The sequence below is a fragment of the Paenibacillus sp. BGI2013 genome (genome assembly GCF_002843485.1).
Taxonomy (GTDB): domain Bacteria; phylum Bacillota; class Bacilli; order Paenibacillales; family Paenibacillaceae; genus Paenibacillus; species Paenibacillus amylolyticus.
In genome coordinates, this window is record NZ_PJFA01000001.1 from 536,345 (window position 1) to 559,084 (window position 22,740).

The window sequence follows — 22,740 nt, forward strand, 5'->3', positions numbered from 1 at the left end:
CATGAGGAAGGCTTCCGTTCAATGGAACGGGAGTTTTTCTGTATATGATACATATATCGGGAAGAAGCTAGCTTAGCGAGGGAATTATACGTGATGAGGTTACAGCCATATAAGTGATCGTATTGATAAAAATACCTAACGTGAATTCGTAAGGATTGGGTCCCGTGGATAAAAATGACTTGATAATTTGTATTCAAGGACAATGGATGTGATTTTTCTTTACACATGAGGTCCGGACTCATATAATCGTAACAATATATTTTTTTGGATCGTTTATTAAAGGAGGCAACAAAATGAACAAATCATCTTTTGAACGGCCACTTATGGCCGATTGTGTACCTGATCTGGTCGCTACAGCACGGGGAGATTTGCCAGCGACTTTGGTCATTCGGGGAGGTACGCTGGTAAACGTGATATCGGGTGAGATTTTGCCTGAGATGTCCATAGCTGTACAGGGAGCTCGAATCGCTTATGTCGGTAAAGATGTAAGCCACACCATCGGAGAACATACCCGGATCATTGAAGCAAACGGTAAGTATATCGCTCCTGGTCTGTTGGATGGACACTGCCATATCGAAAGTACACAGATGAAAGTAACCGAGTTTGCGAGAGCGGTATTGCCTTCAGGCACGACCGGAGGTTTCTTTGACCCACATGAGATCTCCAACGTGCTTGGTCTGAAAGGTCTGAGACTAATGCTAGATGAAGCACGGACCACACCGATGGCAGCTTATATGCAGGTGGCTTCCTGTGTGCCTTCCACGCATCCAGGATTGGAGACAACAGGTGCTTATATCGGGCCTGAAGAGGTAGCTGAGGCTCTTTCCTGGGGTCCGGACATGATTGGTCTTGGTGAAGTGATGAACTTCCCTGGAGTGGTCTATGGGGATGAGACGATGATTGGTGAGATACAGGCAACGCTCCGGGCAGGTAAAATGGCAGACGGTCATTTCACCTGGGCTGCAGATGACTGGCGTCTGCCAGCCTACGCAGCGAGTGGTGTTACAGGGGATCATGAATGTGTGACCAAGGAAGATGTGGTTGAACGTCTGCGACTCGGGATGTACGCGAAGATGCGCCAAGGTTCAGCATGGCATGATGTGGCTGAGACGATCAAAGCCTGCACTGAGCTTGGTCTGGATACACGCCGGATGATGCTGGTGACTGATGATCGAAGCTCTGAATCGCTGCTCAAAGAAGGACATATGGATTTTGTTGTTCGTCTCGCAATCTCCCAAGGGGTGAAGCCGGTCACGGCTTTCCAGATGGCAACCATTAATACGGCTGAGCGTTTCGGTGTTGCGCGCGACATTGGAGCGATTATTCCAGGCAATATAGCCGATATTATTCTGCTGGACGGCCGGTTGGCGGATGTACGTGTGGGCATGACGATTGCTGCCGGGCAAGTTGTAGCTGAGAACGGGAAAATGACGGCGGTCTGGGACAGCTTCACGTACCCTGAGGAAGCGCTGAACACGGTGAAGTTAGAAGCTAATATTCAGCCGGAAGATCTGGAGTTGGCTGCACCGATTGTAGAGGGGACGATTGGTGCCAAAATCATTCATGTGACAGAGAACCATGTGGATACAAAGGAGAAACACTTGCCTGTTACCGTAGAGAACGGCAAGGTTGTGGTTTCAACTTCAGGGGAAGTATGCAAAATTTCTGTATTGGAGCGTCACAAACAAACCGGGAATCGAGCGGTAGCGCTTGTTGGAGGCATCGGCTTCAAATCACCTGCAGCGATTGCGATGACAGTTGCTCATGATAGTCACAACCTGTTGATTATCGGTAATGATGATGCGCTAATGGCTGAAGCCGGTAATCGCGTCATTCGTATGCAGGGCGGGGTCGCCGTGGTAACGGCGGCAGGTGTAACCGAATTCCCGCTAAGGATTGCAGGTTTGATGTCAACCGAGCCATTCGAAGTCGTTGCAGCCCAATCGGCAGCAATCAGTGAAGCTTTACAGTCCGCAGGATGTACGTTGAATAATGCGTTCATGACGCTTTCGTTATTGGCGCTGGTTGTGATTCCAGAATTACGTTTGTCTGACAAGGGGCTTGTGCGGATCTCGGCAGAAGGTATTGAACTGGTGTCTCTTTTCGATGAAGTGGTTGACAACACACCTGTAGCTCCATCGGGTAATGAATGAACGGAAATGTCGACAAGACATCATTAAATAGGGTTCCATATAAAGCCGCCTTAGGGCGGTTTTTTGGTGTATTTTGAGAGAAAGCGCTTTCTAGGTCTTCTGTAGCTTGGTGTACATATGGCAATAATGACTGAAGTCATGCTGGAATAAGGATTGAATTTGAAAATAATAAATAATTGTGACTTTTGAACTATACATATAGAACTACGAATTCCCGAAATATAGTTATATGATTCTTTCGTCGTAAGTCTTAAAGATGATATTGCATATAAAAGCAAACCAAATTCGTCGTACCTAATAAGTATCCATTAAATGAATATGAAACGACACAATTTCATCCAGATTTGCACGTCAGAGCTGATAACTTCAGAGGGAGTGTACAAATATGAAAAGCAAAAGGGGTTACCGTTTTATCGTATTACTGAGTTGTTTGATCCTGTGTGCGAGTACAGCCTGTTCTTCCAAAGCCATAGCGGATGGTTCAGTCGACAGTTATGCAACGATTCATGGAAAACTTGATGTGCCAGTAAGAGCGACTTGGGTATGGGATACCACCCAGATCCGAAGTACTCCTCAAGAAGTGTTAAATTACGCTACAGCGAACAAAATCAATACGATCTATCTGCAGATGAACCGGGATATAAAGATTCCTGAGTATAAAAGTTTTATCCGCCAGGCGAGAGCCAAGAACATTGCGGTTGACGTCATGGATGGAAGATCAGCGTGGGGATTGACGGAAAGTCGGGAGCAGATTGCATCTTTCCTGGACTGGATCGAGGCATATCAGGCGCAGGCGTTGTCCAATGAGAAATTTGCTGGTATTCATCTGGATATTGAGCCACATGTGCACCCTCAGTGGAAAATCAATCAGGCCAGTGTAATTACCCAGTGGCAAGGCAATGTGGAGTATATTGTTGAGCGAGCATCACGGCTGAAGATGCCGGTAGCGGCTGATCTGCCTTTCTGGCTCGATAACTACAAAATTCCGGGTTCCACGATGGCCGTAAGCAGCTGGATGATTCGCAAGTTTGATTCCATCACCATTATGGCTTACCGCGATACAGCTGCTGCAATCTATAGTGTAGCGAAGGATGAACTTGCAGAAGCAGCTCTGCTCGGCAAGACGATCTCAATCGCCGTGGAAACAAAGCAAAGCAAGGAAGGCGACTTCATTACTTTTTATGAAGAGGGATCTGCTTATATGGAAGCACAATTAAAGTTGGTCGAAAAAATGGCTTCAGTACATGCGTCCTTTAACGGTTTCTCCGTACATGAGTACATTTCATGGAAGACGCTAAAAAAGTAAGACACTGTTAAGTTTCAAAGCGTAAGGCTGATAGCAGCCAATGAGATGATTTCTAACTGAGCCAATGTGGCTCAGATCAGATCGTTACCTCACTCGTTAGCAGGAAAGTTGATGAAGAAGATAAAGAAGGTGCTTGCAGCTGAATAGCTGTGAGCACCTTCTTCTTTTACACCTGAACTAGGGCAGACTCCATTCCTACGTTCTCATAGAACATTTTGCGATACTGTGAAGGTGTGGTGGCTTTATGCTTTTTGAATGTAGTGATAAAGTAGCTTAGATGCTCAAAACCCACATCCATGGCGATATCAACAATTTTGTGATCCGTATTCTCAAGCTGAACGCAGGCCTGCTGAACACGGTAATAGTTAATGTAATCAACTGGGGTTTTCTGCACCATCTGTTTGAAGAAACGACAGAAGTGCCCTTCACTCATATTGGCCTCATCAGCAAGTTCTTTCAGTTTTAATGGTTCAGGATACCGTTTGTGAATATAACTGAGCACGGATTTCAGGCGCTCTACCTTGTCATGACTCCCTGTAGCCACAGTGCCTTTGAGCGGAGCAGGTCTCATATGTTCGAACATTCGGGCAAATATGAGGTACAGGTACGCTTTTGTTGACATTTCACACGTTTCGGTTCGGGTAGCATGGTCTGCAAATATGCGTTTCAGGAGATCCAGAATTTCTTGTCCCCAGTTCTCATCTGCCTTGATATGACTGGGGGGAATCACCGTTTTGCGTACCAGTGGACCGATGAATTTCTCTTGGACCGTATCGAAGGTACGGCTGCCAAGCAGTTCGGGATTAAATACAATGGAAGAGAATACGCAGGGCACATCGCCCTTCAGATACCCCGCATGAATCTCACCTCGATTGATGAAGATCGCTTCTCCAGCTTGAACCTCAACAGTGTTCATATCGATCTGAAAGACGGCGCAGCCCTGGGTCACCATGGTGAACTCCATCTCATCATGCCAGTGGCAATCGAGAATGCTATCCCCGTTCAGTTGTTGAATATCCGGGTACACACTGACTGGATACATGGCATTGCCGTGAATCCGGTCTTCCCGTAATCGTTCACGTTCCATATCAGATTCTCCTTTTGTATCATTATTAATGTAATCGTTTCCATAGATTGGTGATGATGTTCAAGAATCGGATGTTTATTATCAAAATCGTGATATATTTGGTCAAAATAAGAGAAGAAATTCGTTATTAATATCAATATTATTATAATATAACCAAAGGGGGAAAGAAAATATGAAATTTACTGATGGATTCTGGATGACTCGTGAAGGGTACCAGATTCAAAACCCGACTGACATTCGTGATATTGTGCAAAAAGATAATTCTTTGACCGTATATGCGGCAACTAAATATATTCGCAGCAAAGGCGACACGTTGAACGGTACATTGCTGAAAGCAACGTACAGCTCACCTATGCCAAACGTTATTCGTGTAACCTTGAATCATCATAAAGGCGGAGTGAAAAAAGGGCCTGTATTTGAGCTTAACACGCAAGATGCGAACGTTGACATCTCAAAAAATGAACAAGGCGCAGTTTTGAAAAGTGGCAACCTGGAAGTTCAAATCGACAAAACAAACGGTTGGGACGTTAGCTTCCTATATGGAGGAAAACGGATTACAGGTAGCGGTCAAAGAGCTGCCGGTTATATTACAGGTCCAAGCAAGGAAGCGTACTTCCGGGAGCAGCTTGATCTAGGTATTGGTGAATACGTTTACGGACTCGGTGAGCGCTTCACACCGTTTGTTAAGAATGGTCAAATCGTCGATACCTGGAATGAGGACGGCGGTACAAGCAGTGAGCAGTCCTATAAAAACATTCCGTTTTATTTGTCCAATAAAGGATATGGCGTATTTGTAAACCATCCTGAACGCGTATCGTATGAGATTGCATCCGAGAATGTATCTAAAGTTCAGTTCAGCGTAGAAGGCGAGACGTTGGAGTACTTCATTATCGGCGGTGACAATCCAAAGGATGTACTTGATAATTATACGAAATTAACAGGTAAACCGGCGCTTCCACCGGCATGGACTTTTGGTCTGTGGCTGACAACATCATTCACAACGGATTATGATGAAGCAACGGTTAATCATTTCGTAGATGGCATGGCTGAACGTGATCTTCCGCTGTCTGTATTCCATTTTGACTGCTTCTGGATGAAGGAATACCAATGGTCTGATTTTGTATGGGATGAAGCGATGTTCCCGGATCCGGAAGGCATGCTTGCACGTCTGAAAGAAAAGGGACTTAAAATCTGTGCTTGGATCAATCCATATATTGCAGAAAAATCCTACTTGTTCGATGAAGGTATGGAGAATGGTTATCTGGTTAAAACAGCCGATGGAAGCGTATGGCAATGGGATATGTGGCAAGCAGGTATGGCTCTGGTTGATTTCACGAATCCGGATGCTGTGAATTGGTATAAGAGCAAGCTGGAAGTCCTGCTGGATCAAGGTGTAGATTCCTTCAAGACCGACTTCGGCGAAAGAATTCCGACAGATGTTGTGTACTTCGATGGTTCTGATCCCGTTAAAATGCACAACTATTATACACAGCTCTATAACAAAGCTGTATTTGAATTGCTTGAAGAGAAGATTGGCAAAAACGAAGCTGCCCTGTTTGCACGCTCTGCAACAGCAGGTGGTCAACAGTTCCCGGTTCACTGGGGCGGTGACTGCTCTTCCACGTATGAATCCATGGCTGAATCACTTCGTGGTGGCCTCTCACTGGGGCTTTCCGGTTTCGGATTCTGGAGCCATGATATCAGTGGTTTTGAAAGCACAGCGAGCCCTGATGTCTACAAACGTTGGGTACAATTCGGACTGTTATCTTCACACAGTCGCCTGCACGGAAGCACTTCGTATCGTGTGCCTTGGCTGTTTGACGAGGAATCCGTGGACGTTGTTCGTGACTTTACCAAACTCAAAATCAGCCTGATGCCGTACCTGTACAATTCTGCGGTGGAGTCGACGGTAAAAGGTATTCCGATGATGCGCGCTATGCTGCTGGACTTCCCAGAGGACCCAACAACATACAGCCTGGATACGCAATACATGTTTGGCGATTCAATCCTGGTGGCTCCGATCTTCAACAAAGAGGGTGATGTTCGTTACTACCTGCCTGAAGGAACTTGGACGAACTATCTGACAGGAGCGAAAGTACAAGGTGGACGCTGGATCAGTGAAAACCATGACTTCAAAACACTGCCAATGATGGTTAAGCCAAACAGCCTGATCGCTGTGGGTGCGGTGGATAGCAAACCGGATTATGACTTTGCAAATGATGTGTCCTTGCACTTGTTCGAACTGGCTGATGGTCAAACGGCTCAAGCTGTTGTTGTGAACCAAGCAGCTGAACAGGAGCTGACAGTTAACGTTACACGTAATGGATCAGTGCTGGATGTTCGTGCTGAAGGTGCGGGCAAACCTTGGAACATCGTACTTCGCGGTATTGAAAGTGTATCCAGCGTTGAAGGTGGTTCCCAAGTGACTGGTGCAAATGGTGTTGTTGTTACGGCAGCAACAGGCGCAAGCACGCTTACAATCCAACTGTAAAATGTTATAGTAAAAGAAAAGGACGGTGCCGAAAGGTGCCGTCTGTTTGTCTACGATGATAGGAGATTGAATGAAATGAGTACAATGAATTCGGGTTTGCACTGCACGATATCAGCAGAGATGCTGCATCAACTGGTAGAAATTCATTTTGGAAGCGATACCAAAGTGAAGGAGTTTGGTCTCCTGCAAGGTGGACTTTTTAATACAACCTATCGGATTCACCTTGAACATACATCCTATACGGATGTGATTTTACGTTTGGCTCCAGAGCGGGGAGAGATGGCGGCTGGTTCTGCGAGTGATCCCCTATTTTCTTTTGAACGTACGATGATGGCGGCTGAACCGATTGTGTATGAATATTACCGTAAGGCAGGCATTCCTGCTCCCAACATTATCGCTTGTGATGACAGCGGATCGATCATTCCAAGAACGTACATGTTTATGGAGTTTATCCCGAGTAAGCAGCTGGATCACGCATCGATTTCAGATATAGACAAAGAGCGATTGTACCATCAGCTAGGCGCCTATACCGCCATCATGCATCAGGTCGAGGGTGCTTCGTTTGGTTGGCCGCAAGGGGACGGTTCAATTAAAGGCTCGGATCAATGGTCCGAGGTGCTGCACTCTTTTGCAGAAGAAACGGCACTTAAAGCGGCACAAGTCGATTATATGTCAGGTGTGGGAGAAGATATCGCTGCTATTTTCATCAAAAATAAAGACTTATTTGATCAAGTGACCCGCCCGGTACTCGTTCATAATGACCTCTGGGAAGCGAATGTACTTGTTCATCAGGAAAATGGTGAGCTGAACATTGCGGCCATCATTGACGGAGATCGTTCCATGTTTGCAGACAGGGAGTTTGAAGCCATATTGTCAACAGAATCAGCGGCTTTTCATGAAGGATATGATCGTCCACTGGACTCATCCGCTGAAGGACAGGCACGCAGGCTTGCCTATCGAATACTGTCTTCGTATTTTAATGCCTACGTTCATGAACATCAGGTTAATCAACCTGAAGATGGTCAGAAGTATCGCCAGCGCACGCTGGATTTACTGCAGCAATGGAAGCAACTTGGACTTAACTAATTCGCAGGGGGAATGAAGGATGAAGGAGTATCATCAATACCCGATGTGGGACGCGTCACTTTCACTTGAGGAAAGGTTGGATGACCTGATTGCACGATTGACAACGGAGGAGAAAATCCGACTAATTCCTACACGCGAAGCAGCTGTACCAAGACTGGGCATTCCAGCCTACAACGTTGGGGGCGAAGCTGCCCACGGGGTTGCTTGGAAAGGGGAGGCAACGGTATTTCCGCAACCGCTCGGTCTATCAAGTACCTGGAATACAAGGCTCATGCGGGAGATTGGTTCAGTCATTGGCGATGAAGCGAGGGCATACCATCACCGTAATCCTGAGGTTCACGGGTTAACATTGTGGGCACCAACGGTTGATCTGGAACGTGACCCACGCTGGGGCAGAACGGAAGAGGGATATGGCGAGGACCCGGTCCTCACGGGAGAAATGTCGGCGGCTCTCGTCAAAGGTATGCAGGGAAATGATCCTTTTTATCTGAAAATGGTCGCGACATTGAAACACTTTTTTGCCAATAATAATGAGAAAGATCGGCTGAATTGTTCATCCAGCATTGATCCGCGCAATCTGCGGGAATATTATTTGAAAGCATTTGAGACACCATTTGTGGAAGGTGGAGCCTTGTCCATGATGACAGCTTACAATTCTATCAATGGTACACCTGCCATTGAAAGTCCATATGTGAATGATGTGGTTAAGGGTGAGTGGGCGATGCCAGGTTTCATTGTATGTGATGGTGGAGACCTGTCACAGACGGTGAACTATCATGGTTATCACACCAGTCATGCCGAATCAGCAGCAGGTGCGTTGAAAGCAGGAGTGGATTGTCTTACAGATGAAGTTGATCTTGTTTTATCTGCTCTGGAGGAGGCTCTTGACCGGAATCTGTTGGAGATCGGTGATTTGGACCGAGCAATCCGCAACATCTTTGGTGTGCGGATGCGACTTGGACAACTCGATCAGTCCGGGCTCAATCCATATGCGTCTATTCCCGAGTCGGTATTATGTGCACCGGAACATGCCAAAGTTAGTTATCGTGCCGCCGCCGAATCGATTGTTTTGCTCCAAAATGATGGATTGCTTCCGTTGCAGCCAGAAGTGTTGCAGAAAATCAGTGTGATTGGACCACTTGCCGATGTTGTCTATACGGATTGGTACAGTGGCACACTGCCTTATCGAGTATCCGTCCTAGATGGATTGCGCAATCTCCTACCTGAAGCAGACGTGACCTATGTGGATGGGAATGACCGTATTCAGCTGAAGTCAACAAACGGTCAGGTTATAACCTTGGGTGTGGAAGGTACACTCGTCGCTATACCGGAAGTCAGTGCACCTACTGCCGCCGAATTTGAACATCAGGATTGGGGTTGGGGAAGTCATACGCTGAGAAGTGTAAACAATAATCGATACGTTAGTTTAACCGAGCAAGGCATATATCAGGCAAACGCACCGGAGATTGGTGGCTGGTTTGTGAAGGAAGTTGTTCGTATAGATCCTCTAACGGATGGAAGTAACACCTTGCGGACGTGGAACGGTATCCCTGTTGGACTGAGCGAATATCAGGGACAATCTGCTGTATCACCACTCCGGCCACAAGGAGAACAAACTACAGCTACAGGTACAAATCCGAATGATGTTGGTGACTCTGGACACGCAATTCAATCACCAGGTAATACACAGAGACTTTCTGCATTCAATATTGATATTGTGAAACGCGGAATACAACAAGCCGTAGAAGCTGCACGTGGCAGTCAGGCATCTGTCGTTGTTGTTGGCAACAGCCCATATATAAACGGCAAAGAAGAAATTGACCGCCCAAGTCTGCTGCTTCCGCCGAGTCAGGTCGAGCTTGTCAAAGCCGTGTGTGAAGCCAATCCCAATACAGTGGTTGTCATTATGGGCAGTTATCCATTTGCCTTGCAGGAGTTGAAAGGTATTGCCCGCGCAATCGTTTATATGACACATGCAGGTCAGGAATTGGGGAACGCGCTTGCAGATGTGCTGTTAGGTCATTATGCCCCGGCAGGCAGATTAAATATGACATGGTATGAAGACGAATCACAGCTTCCTGACATGATGGATTATGACATCATTCAGAATGGCATGACCTATATGTATCATGAAGGACCAGTTCAATATGCATTTGGTCATGGTCTGACCTATTCGGAATTCGGATATGAAGCGATTCGTGTAAGTCGCAGTGCTCCGGATGAATCCACCACCACAGATCAATTAAAGATTGAAGTGGAGGTACACAATACAGGGGAGCGTGACAGTGATGAAGTTGTTCAGATCTATGGATCTTCACATACCTCCCGAGTGAAACGTGCTCAGAAGCAACTGCTTGCTTTCCGTCGTGTTCATGTCAAAGCAGGGACGTGTGTCACGATAAGTTTCGAAGTCCCTGTTCAGAAGCTGGCGCTATGGGATGTTACCCGAGATCGATACTGCGTGGAGACCGCGACCTGGGCCATCCTGGCAGGGCGTTCTTCCACAGATATACGTCAGTCGGCTGATATTGAAATTGAAGGTGAGATGATTCCCGATCGTCCGCTGCACTTGCTTACCTTTGCCGAGAATTACGATGCTTGTGCAGGTGTTCTACTGGATGAATGTCTGGAAGGACGTTCGGCAGTTCGGGCAATCACTCCGGAGGAACCTTTATATCGAGAGGGTCAGTCGTCTTGGATCTCTTTTAACCATAATGCTGTTCAGGAAGTACAAGGATTTGAAGCCAGAGTGGCAGCTTTTGGGGAAGAGGGCAGACTGGAGATTCGTTCCGGAGGACTGGAGGGTGAACTGCTCGGTGTGTATGAAGTTTCTGGACCTGGAGGCAGTGTGAATGGGAAAGATATCAAGTGGACAACAGTTCAGTGTTCGCTCGAGGAGCCGCATAAGGTGAATGAGCTATATATTGTCTTCAAAGGTGGAGCAGCGTTACGGCACTTTAGATTGTTGTAGTTGTAGCATGTCCTGAATAATCAACCTCCGAAACAAGCACAATAATGCTGTTGTGTGTAGAATCTGTAAAGGTGGTTGTGGTATGAACGATAAAAAGTGGGACCTCGTCGCACTTGCTTCCATCCCTTTAATTATGACCTTGGGTAATTCCATGCTAATACCGATCCTGCCACAGATTGAACGTGAGTTGAAGGTATCTGCATTTAAGGTCAGTATGCTCATTACAGTCTACGCTGTAGTTGCCATCCTGCTTATTCCTCTTGCAGGGTACTTGTCGGATCGTTTTGGCAGAAAAGCAGTTATCATTCCCAGCCTCGTTATTGCAGCTGTCGGAGGTGCTGTCGCTGGTGTGGCAGCATGGATGCTGAACGGAAACATAGCCTACTGGACCATTCTGGGTGGCAGGTTATTGCAGGGAATAGGTGCTGCCGGCGCATTTCCTATTGTTATCCCGTTGGTTGGGGACATGTTTAATGATGAGAACGAAGTAAGCAAAAGTCTGGGTATCATTGAGACCTCGAATACGTTTGGTAAAGTCATAAGTCCGATTCTGGGTGCAGCGCTGGCAGTCTGGTTGTGGTATGCGCCATTCATGGCTATTCCTATCCTTTGTGTGCTTTCGCTGGTTCTTGTTATTTTCCTGGTGAAGACTCCCCGGAAAAAAGAAAAGCCTCCCACCTTTCCTGAATTTGTAGCATCCATTCGTGACGTATTAAAAGAAAAGGGACGCTGGTTGTATGCGTTGTTTGCAATCGGCGGTATTTGCATGTTTGTCATCTTTGGTGTGTTATATTATCTATCCGAAACGCTGGAGAGCGAATTTGCCCTGAAAGGTGTACTTAAAGGACTTGTCCTTGCGATTCCGCTGGCAGCGTTATGTTTGTCTTCTTTCTTGGCAGGGAAGTGGATTGGGAAGAACAAAACGCGAATGAAATGGCTTGGCTTTGCAGGACTTGCGCTTCTGACGGTATCCCTTGGCGTTATAGGTTTATTCGATAATATCTATGTTGTAGTAGGTCTTTTCACATTGGGGAGTGCCGGAATAGGTGCAACGTTACCATGTCTGGATGCCTTGATTACAGAAGGCGTGGACAAAAAACAGCGGGGCACAATCACGGCTCTGTTCAGCAGCATGCGATTCATTGGGGTATCTCTCGGTCCACCTGTCGTTTCTTTGTTGATCGGTTCTCATCATTTCCTGCTTTTTGGTGTGCTCGCTGCGTCTGGCGCAGTGGGCGGATTGCTCACCTTATTTGCAGTTAAGCCGGATAAGGGAGATCAACCTACTTCAGGAAGCAAGCAGAAACAGGATGAAACATCTATAGATGTGATCGAGACGAGTAGAGGGTATGTTTCCATAGGTCGCAAGAAAAGTCCATTTTAGATAGACGGTGCTGTATGCTGCGTTCATTTCCATGCTGTCTTAAGTTTAACATCCAGATCTGTTCAAAAAAAACGCGTTTACGCCTAAGAAAGCGGATGAATTTGCTTTCTCGGTGTAAACGCGTTTCTCGTTTCTATGAGCAGAATGACTTTAACCAATCATTCGTGTTTGCTTTTATTTGACTGGCTAGTTTCGGTGTTGCCGGCTCCAGATTCTGAATTCTTGGATTGATCTTGAGGTGGTTCCGTTGCGGTAATATGAGTATGAGCGAGCAGAGCATGAGGTTCAATGGAGAAGCTGCCGCTTCGTTTTCCCTGAATCAGATATATAAGCAAGAACAGAATCATAAACATCACGGAATATCGATACATATCGGTATAACTGGTTATGGCCGCAATGGCACCAAGAAGAAGGGCACCGGTCGCAATACCCAGATCCAGCGAGTTTAAAAACATACCATTAGCCATACCCCGTTGAGTAGGAGATACAACTTGAATCATCCAGGTCTGGAGAGACGACTGCATGGAACCATAACCGATTCCGTAGATAAAGGCAGCAATGAACAGGAGGGACATGGAGGTTGCATACGAGAGCAGAATGAGGCCAACAGCAACGAATATTGCCCCTGGAATGAGCAGTGCTTTTGGACCTTTATTGTCATAGATCCGTCCTGCAAATGGTCTAACCAATAACACGGCGAGTGCATTGAACAAAAAGAACAGCGCAGGATTGGCCAGATTGGCTTCCTTACCATACAAAACGATGAATCCGACAAGCCCACCATAGGTGATGGATAACAGGCAATTCAGCACACTGGGCAGAATCAGCTTGCGGTTGAAAGGTATCTTCTGTTTTGGGTTGGACCCTGAGGCACTTGTTGTGGCTTGTGGCATGATGGTTGTACTGCTATCGGTTCTGACTGCTTTTTTGCGTGTCAGCGAATAACTCAGTGGATAGATCACAGCGAGTACACCCGCAGTACATAACATCAGGGTTACAAAACCTGCACCCTGGAGCAGAGTGACCCCAATGATTGGCCCCATAGACATAGCCAGGCTAGTCGATAGACCAAAGTAACCCATACCTTCACCCATTCGTTTGACGGGCACAATGTCCGAGGCCATCGTTGGAAAAGCGGTACTGCTCATACCAAACCCGATACCAAACAACATTCTGAGCAACAAGAGCACAGCTATGCCTGCAGCAAAATAATAGCCGAGCGTTGCCAGCAGGGCTACGGACAGGCCTATATAAATCATGGCGTTACGAAGACCCTTCTCCAGTGCTTTCGCGGAATAGAGACGGGCTGCTATGGCACTTAGTGCAAACAGACAGGTGAATAAACTTACTTCAAATGCATTGGCGTGAAATCGCTCCTGAACGTAGGACGGAAGCGGAGAGACAATCATGTGCAGTTGCAAGAACAACAAGAAGTTGCACAGCATCAGCAGTATAAAATCGGTGGTCCATAGTCTAACTTGTTGTGTAGATTGTTCTTTCATGATGATGTATTCCCCCTGAGTTGTGATTCATTACAAGTTGCGGTTAATGAGGGAAAGAGTATGTTTAAATGCTTCCATCTGGTCTTCGGATATACCTTCAGCAAGTTCTTTATTCATTTCTCTTTCAATCGGAACGAGGATATCAATTAACGCTTTGCCTTCCGTGGTGAGATATAACAGATAGGCTCTGCGATCCTGTTCGCTGGTCCGGCGTTCTACCCAGCCTTTTTTCTCAAGCAGATCAATAATCCGCGCAGTGGTGGGTTGGTCTTTGAAGACACGTGCAGCGAGTTCCTTCTGATTCACACCTTCACCGCGGTCAACATTAAAGAGAACAGAAAATTGCTCTGTCGTAATATCATAAGGTTTGAATCGCGTCGCAAGTAAAGCTACTGCTTTACGGTGTGTGAAACCCAGCATGAATCCAACAGATTGTTCCAGTGTATAGTCCATGTGATTGCTAGACCTCGCTTCCATAATAAAATGTCCTAATTAATTAGTTGTTACAACAACTATATGTCAAACAAGTATTTTTGTCAAAATGAAATATTCTCATATCGAACGTACGTGTGCGCTGTGCAATCATCCAGAAATACTGTTAGAATAGTGATGAAACCGCTCTTATAGAATCGATGTCTAGCGTGCTTGAAAAATGGAGAAAACCAATCTGCTCTAACTGATGTTGGAGATGAACAAGGAGATCTGTGTATGCTAAAGAATATACCCGCAATAATACCTCCAGAGTTACTCAAAATCATGTCCGAAATGGGTCATGGAGACGAGTTGGTTCTGGCGGATGGCAATTTCCCCGCAGCCAGTCATGCCAAGCGACTAGTACGTTGTGATGCACTGGGAGTTGTTGAACTGCTGGATGCCATCCTGCAATTATATCCACTGGATACCTATGCTGAGCGTCCCGCTGCTGTCATGCAGGTTGTGAAAGGGGATCAGGTGATCCCGATCATATGGGAAGACTACCGCCGGTTGATTGAAGAATATGAAGGCATCACGGATGCTTTTGATCATGAAGAACGATTTGATTTTTATAAACGCGCTTCGAATGCCTATGTGATTGTTGCAACTGGTGAGCGAGCGCAATATGCCAATCTGATTTTGAAGAAAGGTGTCATTTTCCCCGATGCTGATCCTGGTCAGGAACAGCAGAATGCTGAATCGAACTGAATAATTACGGCGACGGAGCAGTGGATGCTTTGGTCGCCTTTTTTATTTTTGCCAATACGAAGTAAATATAACAAAACGTACAGAATTGGCATGGACTAGATAAGCAGGATGCAATCTGGAAGCGCGCACGAACGAACGAATGTCAGCTCGCAGCTCAAGATACTACAAACTTTGATGCAGATGATGAATGGGGAAAAGGAAAGGACTGTTTTACAATTGAAAGAAATACAAAGGAGGAGACGATGGTCTCCATCCCAGAGGAGTTGAGTGAAATGCAACACCGAATCAGACAAGCGGATCTCCCTGATTGTAACGAAGTGGGACGTTTGTTCAATGAGTACAGGATGTTCTACAACCAAAATGCTGATATTGAGGCAGCACGTCAGTATATTAGAGAACGAATGGAAGGCCATGAATCGGTGATTTTGGTAGCAGAAACAGATGCGGAAAGTGATCATGGGACAGATGAAAGTAACGGTAGATCACTCTCGAAAGGCTTAATTTGTACTGGATTCGTTCAGCTATATCCCAGTTTCAGTTCGGTATCGATGGGGCCTGTCTGGGTGCTTAATGATCTATATGTGCATCCGGATTATCGTCAGCAAGGCATTGCCAGGAATCTCTTGCAAGCAGCCAAGCAATTGGCATCTGAGCGAGGAGTTCTTCGTATATCACTCTCAACTGAGTTAAGTAACAAGCTAGCGCAAGCTTTATATGAATCCGAAGGATATGCACAGGATACCAAATTCATGTATTATGAACTTAATGTATAAGAGTTTGCACCAAAAGATGGACTATATGAATGAATGGCACACTCGTGTCGTCGGCAACAAGGGAGGGGAGTCGCAACATGATGCAGTGGATTGCCATGATCACGATGTTAATTGATCATATAGGGGCTGTCTTTTTTCCACATATTATAGAGTTGAGGATCATAGGTCGTATCGCTTTTCCAATCTATGCTTTTGCAGTGTATATCGGTTATAAACATACACGAGACGTACAAAAATACATATGGCGGCTGTTCTGGATTGCGATCATATCACAGGTGCCGTTCATGGCTGCTTTTAATCATTATTCTCTGAACGTGGTGTGGACATTGTGGTCAGCCCTGTTGGTATTATTCGTTATCGATAAATTGCCATCCAAACTACTAGGGATTCCGATTGTAATTGGAGCAGGGTGGTTCATGGAAATTAGCCAAATGGATTACGGGATGTACGGGTTGTTATTGGTTCTGTTATTCCGTTATTTCCAGGGTCCTGTACTTGTCGTAGCACATGTCTTGTTAAATGCACTATATCTTCTGCTGCATAACAGCTCTGTGCAAATGTATAGTGTGCTGGCAACCGCCGGCATTGCTATTGCTCAGTATTACCAGGCGGGATTCCGTATGAAGGGGCCACGTTGGGTCTGGCGTTATTTCTATCCAGCGCATCTTGCCATCATTGCAATTATCCGATGGGTCTAAAAGATTGATCCAGAAATGCTAAAACGTCTGAAAAATGCGAAGTAAAGAAGCCACCTTCTCGTCAGTGAATGACGATGAGGTGGCTTCTGCGTATTCCTATTAGTTAAAGTTGAACTTCACGGAACTTACTCCATTGCTGTAGAAGTGCCGTTATGGCGCCGGATTGCAGACGGGAAATATCCAATCTGAACGGCGTAGTCTAACATGGCGGAGATGAAGCGATCATCTGTTTTTGCACATGAGATGCCAGCAGGTTCCACATAAGCCGTGGTGACAGGGCAAGCATAGACATATGCTGAATCCTTCGCACCGTCGCCTTCAAGCTGTGCAATAGCCAACTGAAGAGCTTCCGGCTCTTTGCTGATGCTCGCATCGAACAACCAACGTGTGTAATCCGTGAATGGTAGCGTCTCGACTTCGTAACCAGCCCGATTCACAGAACGGATCAGCTCATCATAACGGATGGGCTCCGGATTACAGATGTGGAATACACGACCAGCGGTATCCTGACGTAAGGCCAGATGAACGATAGCTTCACTTGCATAGTTGATCGGTGTAAAATCAACCATCCAGTCAGCCGCAGGAGCCTTGCCGAGCAATAACATCGCTTTGATCATACGATAAAAGGCGTTGCTATCAATATTGGACTGGAAGCGTCCAGTTTCGGAGTGGCAAGTGAGATTACCTGCACGATAGATGCTGACAGGTACACCTTCCTCTGCCGCAATCATGAGCACTTTCTCGGCTTCAAGCTTGCTGTCCGAATACAGGTTGTCCACATGCAAGTCAGCCGGGAACCGATCATATTGCAGGGAAGATTCCCATTGTCCGCTGAGTGCCAGATCTTCCGGAATACCCATCGTGGATACATGGTGGAAGGAAGCACCTGGTTTGCTACGAATCAAGTCTAGCAATGCGACCGTTCCTTCCACGTTTGTTTTGGCGAACTGATCGGCATCGCCGAAATGACGTACGTCTGCAGCGCAGTGGATGACACGGTCAATTCGATCCTGAACATAAGCCCTTTGTTCATCGGACAGACCGAGATTAGGTTGTTCGAGATCCCCTTCAATAATCTCCACACGAGTGGAGAGTTGGTCAGTCAGTTGTTTGCCGAAATATCCTTCCAGCACGTTAGTCAAACGTTCCATTGCAGTTATTCCATTGGAAGGTCGACGAACAAGGGTGTAGATTCGTGTACTGGAATTCAGAATTAACTGTTGCAGCACATGAGAGCCCAGATAACCAGTCGCTCCGGTCAGTAACACATGCTCAGGTTCACGAATGAGCGGATAACCCAACTGGGATGTTAGCTCCACAGGGTGTTCGGATAATTGTGTAATCATGCCATCGGTTACCACTGAATCCGTAACTACTGCTGCACTGAGAGACAATGCTTCCACACGACGAGCGAGAGCGCGGACTGTTTTCTCGGCAAAGAAGTCGGCAATGTTCAGTTGCGGATAATGTGGCTTCAGAATGACCAGTACATGAATGACCCGGAGTGAATCCCCACCGATATTGAAGAAACTGTCTTCGACACCGAAGTCATCGTGCTGAAGGATTTCTTTCCATGCGTCCAGGATAATGGATTCCGTCTCCGTCTCAGGCATGACCCGGTCAGGGCGATCTTCATGTCGTTCCACATGAGGCAGGGATACCATCGCTTTGCGATTGATTTTTCCAGTTGGTGCAATCGGCATTTCATCCAGCTGACAGATCCACTTTGGTACAAAATAAGATGGAAGTTTCTCCGTCAGTTCTGCCTTGATGTCCGAAACAGAGAGGGTACTGCCATCTTTCGATGTAAAGTAACCAACCAGCATATTTTGTCCATCGGATTCTTTCTTCGGAATGACGGCAACGTTCTGGATCTGATCAAGCCGTGCGAAGTGATCTTCAATCTCCCCGATCTCAATCCGGTGACCGCGAATTTTTAGCTGTGAGTCACTGCGACCAACATATTCGAGCAACCCGGTATCCAGCAATTTGGCAATATCGCCAGACTTGTAGATTTTCTCACTTATCGCAAACGGGTTCTCAATGAATGCTTGCTCTGTACGTTCTGGCTGATTCAGATAACCTTTGGCCAATGCAGGGGTAGAAATATATACCTCACCAGGTACACCTGCCGGACAGAGCTGTTGTTCTTCATTTACAATGTATACTTTGTAGTTATGAATCGGTTTACCGATAGGGATGTTCACCACATGTTCGGGAACCTGCTCACTGATGCGGTGAGTAGTTGTGGCTACTGTACATTCGGTAGGTCCGTACACATTAACAATATCAATCTGGTTTCCAAATTTGCGCTGGAAGGCACGAACCTGTTCACCATACAACGCTTCTCCGGCTACAGTAATGATTCTGACTTTGGCAAGCTTGTGGAAACCTTCATCGGATAAGTAGGAAGCAAGCTGATTGAAGAAAATCGTAGGCAGTATCGTAATGATGGTTGTTCCTGTCCGTTCAATTGCACTTGCGAATTCTTCAACGGATACACGTTCTTCCGCAGACAACAGATATAATTCTGCTCCATAGAACAAGGCGCCAATGGTATCCCACACGGATGCATCAAAGCTGTATGTAGCAAACTGGGTTAATACATCACCTGGTTGAATGTCACAATCACGCTGAACCACACTGCCAAGATTGGTTACACCCCGATGGGCAATCAGTGCACCTTTGGGTTTACCGGTCGACCCTGACGTGTAGATAATATACGCAAGATCATCGGGCTGAATATCCAGATTTGGGTTACTTGCTGCAAATCCGGCTAAACGACCATCCACAGCGAGAATCTGACGGACCGTAGCTATACTGGAGAACAAGCTGGAAGCTTGGGCATAAGAAGCCTCCGTTGTCAGCACGAAGGAGGATGCCGTATCTTCCACGATATAACTGTTACGTTCTTGTGGATGCTCAGGGTCGATAGGAACATACGCACCACCTGCCTTCAGAATACCAAGCAGGGAGATGATCGTCTCCAGACTTCGATCCATAAAGATACTGACGAATTCACCTTTCTGCAATCCATTGGATAACAGAACACGTGCAACCTGATTAGCTCGTTCATTCAATTCCCTGTACGTATAACTTTTGGATGGCGATGTTATCGCCGGTGAATCTGGATATGCCGCTGCCGTTGCTTCGAACCAGCCATGAACCGTTTGATTCTCTGGTTCGAGAACAGAAGTATCATTCATTTCACGGTAAAGCAATCGATCTGAGGCGGAAAGAATATCTACCGTACCGATTGCTTTCTCACCGTCACGCACGAGGGCGAGTAGAAGAGTCTGATAATATTCTGCATATCTCAGCACGGTAGACTCTTTTAACAGTGAACTATCATAGAACAGATCGAGGATGAGCATGTTCTGATCATCTCGAACGTTCCAGTTTAATATTTGAGGAGCTTGAGGCAACTGTACACTATTCAGCATAAAAAACGATTCAGGGTATCCACCGTTTTGCAACGTGTATTCAATCTTGAGCTGCTCTGAAACTTGATGACATAGTTGGCTGAAGGTCAATTTCCCCTGAATCTGTAATGAAAGATAGGAAGCTGCCTGATCGGGGGAAAGTATACCTATGGCAAGTTCCTGTTCAGCTGACAATCGGAATAACAAGGCTGCATAAGCTGAGAGTAGTACCGGGTACACCATCTGTTCTCCATACTTCTGTTTAAGTTCACGGCTCAGAGAAGCATGTAATGTGATTTGAGCAGACTGATAAGAGAATGATTGTTGACGTCGCCCAAAATCCAGTGGAATCTGCAGAACTGGCAAGCTAGATTCCATGGAATGGGAAGAAGATGGTTGGTTTTCAATCACTTCAGTTATTCCTCCTTGGTTCAAACCGAATGTTTGTGGATTTGAATTATTGTTTGCTTACATTGAAATGAGAGATCAATTCTTGGAGTTCCTCAGACATGCTGTTAAGGCGTGTGGAGGAGTCTACCAGTGTAATCAAAGATGCTTTTTGCTCATCAACAGATGAGGAAATTTGTTCACTGCTGTTTGCTGTCTTGCTTACGCTTGAAGACAAGTCGTCCGCTGTAGCGGTCATTTCCTCCGTACCCGCAGAGATTTCTTCTGTCGCGCTTGATACTTCCTGAATCTGATTAGATACTTTTTTCGCTGCTTCTAAAATATCTTCGAACAGTTGTCCTGTTTGATCGGCTACGCTGAGTCCTGTATCTACTTCTGACGTACCTTGTTCCATTGCACGTACAGCTTGTTTAATTCCAGCTTGAATCTCTTGGATCAATACGCCAACCTGGCTGGTTGCTTGTTCAGACTGCTCGGCAAGTTTGCGTACTTCACCTGCAACAACTGCAAATCCTCTTCCTTCTTCACCAACACGAGCTGCTTCAATGGAAGCATTAAGAGCAAGCAAGTTGGTCTGGCTGGAGATACCCGAGATGATATTGAGAATATCGCCGATTTCCTGTGAACGACTCTCCAGAACCTCAATGGCAGAAGCGGTATTCTTAACCGATTCCGTAATCAGATTCATCTGTTCAGACACCTGACGGACAACACTGTTACCTTGTTGCGAACGACGTTCCATCTCATAGGCTTCATCCGCTACACTTGCCGAGCTGCTGGCAATCGTCTGGATCACGGTAGCCATCTCTGACATGGCACGTGCACTATCCCGGGTTGCCTGTTCCTGTGAACGAATGTTGGAAGTGATTTGAGTTACATTATTATTGATAGAATCTGCATTCTCACTGTTGCGCTCGGAAACTTCATATAGCTCTTTGGCAGACTGATTTACTTCTTGTGACGTGATTTGCACTTTAACGATAGTATCGTTGATTTTGCGAACCATGGTGTTGAACTTCTCGTTAACGAGTCCCAGATCGTCTTTGCCTGTCGGAATGTTGACATTCAAATTACCCCGACTTACGTCATCAATTCCTTTGATCAAGTGACGGATAGGGGAAAGTGTGTTTTTGACTACAAGGTATTGGATAATCAGGAATAACAGCAAGAAGGCTACAAGGATGATAATTCCGTTTTTGAGCAAGGAGTTTAGTCCCGCAGGTACGGCTGATGCATCTGCATCAACGGCAAAATATGAGAAAATCTTTCCGTTGCTGTCTTTGATTGGATATGCAATGGTTGTCCATGTTCCGAAATCATCGGAATAAAATGTTGTGAATGTTGGGCGATCCGTATTAAGCATTTCTTTCAGTGCATTGGCTACAACGACCGGCTGCTCATACATGTCACCAATATTTACGTTCTCACTTTGAAAAGCCTCTCTTAGATTGGTGGGCATCGCTACAAGGGAAGTTAATCTCTTGTTATCGCCACCGAGCTCAACACCGAAGATGTAGGCCTGTGCAATGTTAGGATAATATTCTTGCATCTCATCGAAATACGCTCGTAATTTCGTTTGTGTTGCTCCATCATAGCTACCTTCCGCAATAGCAGCTTGTACCTCGGTAGGATTGATATCTTCAGCCCACTTTTTGGTAATTTGTTCCACCTGTCCATGCAGCTGTTCAACAAGAACTGTTTTTTGAAAATAGTAACTGCTTGCGATAAGTGCTACCCCGATGATAACGATATTGGTAAATGAGAGTAACAAATTTTTGGAGAAAAACGACATGCTTTTCCAACTTAATGATTTCACTAAATTCCACTCCTGATCTTCTTTAAATTAAGAAACTTTAGGGTTGCATTGGTACAGTGAACTAGATCATTCCGTGATCCCCTCCAAAGGAAATTTATGCGACCATGGTCTTGGTTTATCAGTCGCTTTCGTAGAGACTTATGTACCGTATGAACCATAGGTGTCTAATTATTAAAACACATCTATAATTAATATGTCGTATAAAATGTCGTTAAATTGAATAGTATCGTTAAATTATTTTTAATATTTTACGTATTTATGGACATATCAGATGGTTTATAGGTATTTAGAACTGTTTATTTTAAAATTTCCCATTTTTTAGCTTCATTCTGTATTCTATAACATGGTGGGTAAAAATACATCCTTCAACAAAACAAAAATATGATGGCAGAGATGCAACAGAAGGCACGGATATACATCGGAAGCGGTTTTATCTATAATAACTACATATGCATTTCTCA

The 22,740-nt window shown here is 45.7% G+C and carries 14 protein-coding genes; 9 read left to right on the forward strand and 5 right to left on the reverse strand.

The features are described 5' to 3' along the window. Positions 1-293 precede the first annotated feature (293 nt). Together CXK86_RS02395 and CXK86_RS02400 are read left to right on the forward strand one after the other, a co-directional pair. Complete coding sequence (locus CXK86_RS02395; RefSeq protein WP_076249865.1) at positions 294-2,153, forward strand: adenine deaminase; 1,860 nt, start codon at positions 294-296, stop codon at positions 2,151-2,153. A 385-nt stretch (positions 2,154-2,538) separates the two neighbouring features. Beyond that, positions 2,539-3,459, forward strand: coding sequence for a hypothetical protein (locus CXK86_RS02400; protein WP_076249864.1), 921 nt, complete (start codon positions 2,539-2,541; stop codon positions 3,457-3,459). A 166-nt stretch (positions 3,460-3,625) separates the two neighbouring features. Here the strand turns inward: CXK86_RS02400 and CXK86_RS02405 are convergent, their stop codons facing one another. Next, positions 3,626-4,546, reverse strand: coding sequence for an AraC family transcriptional regulator (locus CXK86_RS02405; protein WP_076249863.1), 921 nt, complete (start codon positions 4,544-4,546; stop codon positions 3,626-3,628). 172 nt (positions 4,547-4,718) lie between these two features. On the opposite strand from CXK86_RS02405, the gene yicI reads away from it, so the two are divergent. From yicI to bcbE, 4 genes are all read left to right on the forward strand, one after another. Next, positions 4,719-7,037 (forward strand): alpha-xylosidase, encoded by a 2,319-nt coding sequence (yicI, locus tag CXK86_RS02410; protein ID WP_076249862.1) that lies wholly within the window; start codon positions 4,719-4,721, stop codon positions 7,035-7,037. A 75-nt stretch (positions 7,038-7,112) separates the two neighbouring features. Next, entirely contained in the window at positions 7,113-8,123 is a 1,011-nt protein-coding gene (locus CXK86_RS02415) for a phosphotransferase family protein (RefSeq protein WP_076249861.1), read from the forward strand. A gap of 19 nt (positions 8,124-8,142) precedes the next feature. Then, on the forward strand, positions 8,143-11,094 hold the full coding sequence (locus tag CXK86_RS02420) for a glycoside hydrolase family 3 C-terminal domain-containing protein (protein ID WP_076249860.1): 2,952 nt from the start codon (positions 8,143-8,145) through the stop codon (positions 11,092-11,094). Positions 11,095-11,176: 82 nt separating this feature from the next. Next, positions 11,177-12,478 (forward strand): bacillibactin exporter BcbE, encoded by a 1,302-nt coding sequence (bcbE, locus tag CXK86_RS02425; protein ID WP_076249859.1) that lies wholly within the window; start codon positions 11,177-11,179, stop codon positions 12,476-12,478. Between the two features lie 158 nt (positions 12,479-12,636). Here the strand turns inward: bcbE and CXK86_RS02430 are convergent, their stop codons facing one another. Together CXK86_RS02430 and CXK86_RS02435 are read right to left on the reverse strand one after the other, a co-directional pair. Continuing rightward, positions 12,637-13,980 carry an MFS transporter gene (locus tag CXK86_RS02430; RefSeq protein WP_076249858.1) on the reverse strand — a complete coding sequence of 448 codons (1,344 nt, stop codon included), beginning with the start codon at positions 13,978-13,980 and terminating at the stop codon, positions 12,637-12,639. A gap of 30 nt (positions 13,981-14,010) precedes the next feature. Next, on the reverse strand, positions 14,011-14,457 hold the full coding sequence (locus CXK86_RS02435; protein WP_235200756.1) for a MarR family winged helix-turn-helix transcriptional regulator: 447 nt from the start codon (positions 14,455-14,457) through the stop codon (positions 14,011-14,013). Between the two features lie 231 nt (positions 14,458-14,688). Here CXK86_RS02435 and CXK86_RS02440 point away from each other — a divergent pair, with 231 nt between their 5' ends. The 3 genes from CXK86_RS02440 to CXK86_RS02450 all read left to right on the forward strand — a co-directional run bounded on the left by CXK86_RS02440 (position 14,689) and on the right by CXK86_RS02450 (position 16,633). Next, positions 14,689-15,162, forward strand: a complete 474-nt coding sequence (locus CXK86_RS02440) for an RbsD/FucU family protein (RefSeq protein ID WP_036609525.1) — start codon at positions 14,689-14,691, stop codon at positions 15,160-15,162. A gap of 242 nt (positions 15,163-15,404) precedes the next feature. Continuing rightward, complete coding sequence (locus tag CXK86_RS02445; protein ID WP_083684241.1) at positions 15,405-15,935, forward strand: GNAT family N-acetyltransferase; 531 nt, start codon at positions 15,405-15,407, stop codon at positions 15,933-15,935. Positions 15,936-16,012: 77 nt separating this feature from the next. Continuing rightward, on the forward strand, positions 16,013-16,633 hold the full coding sequence (locus tag CXK86_RS02450) for a TraX family protein (protein ID WP_237176010.1): 621 nt from the start codon (positions 16,013-16,015) through the stop codon (positions 16,631-16,633). A 125-nt stretch (positions 16,634-16,758) separates the two neighbouring features. On the opposite strand, the gene CXK86_RS02455 is transcribed toward CXK86_RS02450, so the two are convergent. After that, a complete protein-coding gene (locus tag CXK86_RS02455; RefSeq protein WP_076249982.1) occupies positions 16,759-20,433 on the reverse strand; it encodes a non-ribosomal peptide synthetase family protein in 3,675 nt (1,224 codons plus the stop codon). A 79-nt stretch (positions 20,434-20,512) separates the two neighbouring features. Beyond that, positions 20,513-22,255: a methyl-accepting chemotaxis protein gene (locus tag CXK86_RS02460; RefSeq protein WP_076249981.1), complete on the reverse strand. Its 1,743-nt coding sequence runs from the start codon at positions 22,253-22,255 to the stop codon at positions 20,513-20,515. Positions 22,256-22,740: the final 485 nt, after the last annotated feature.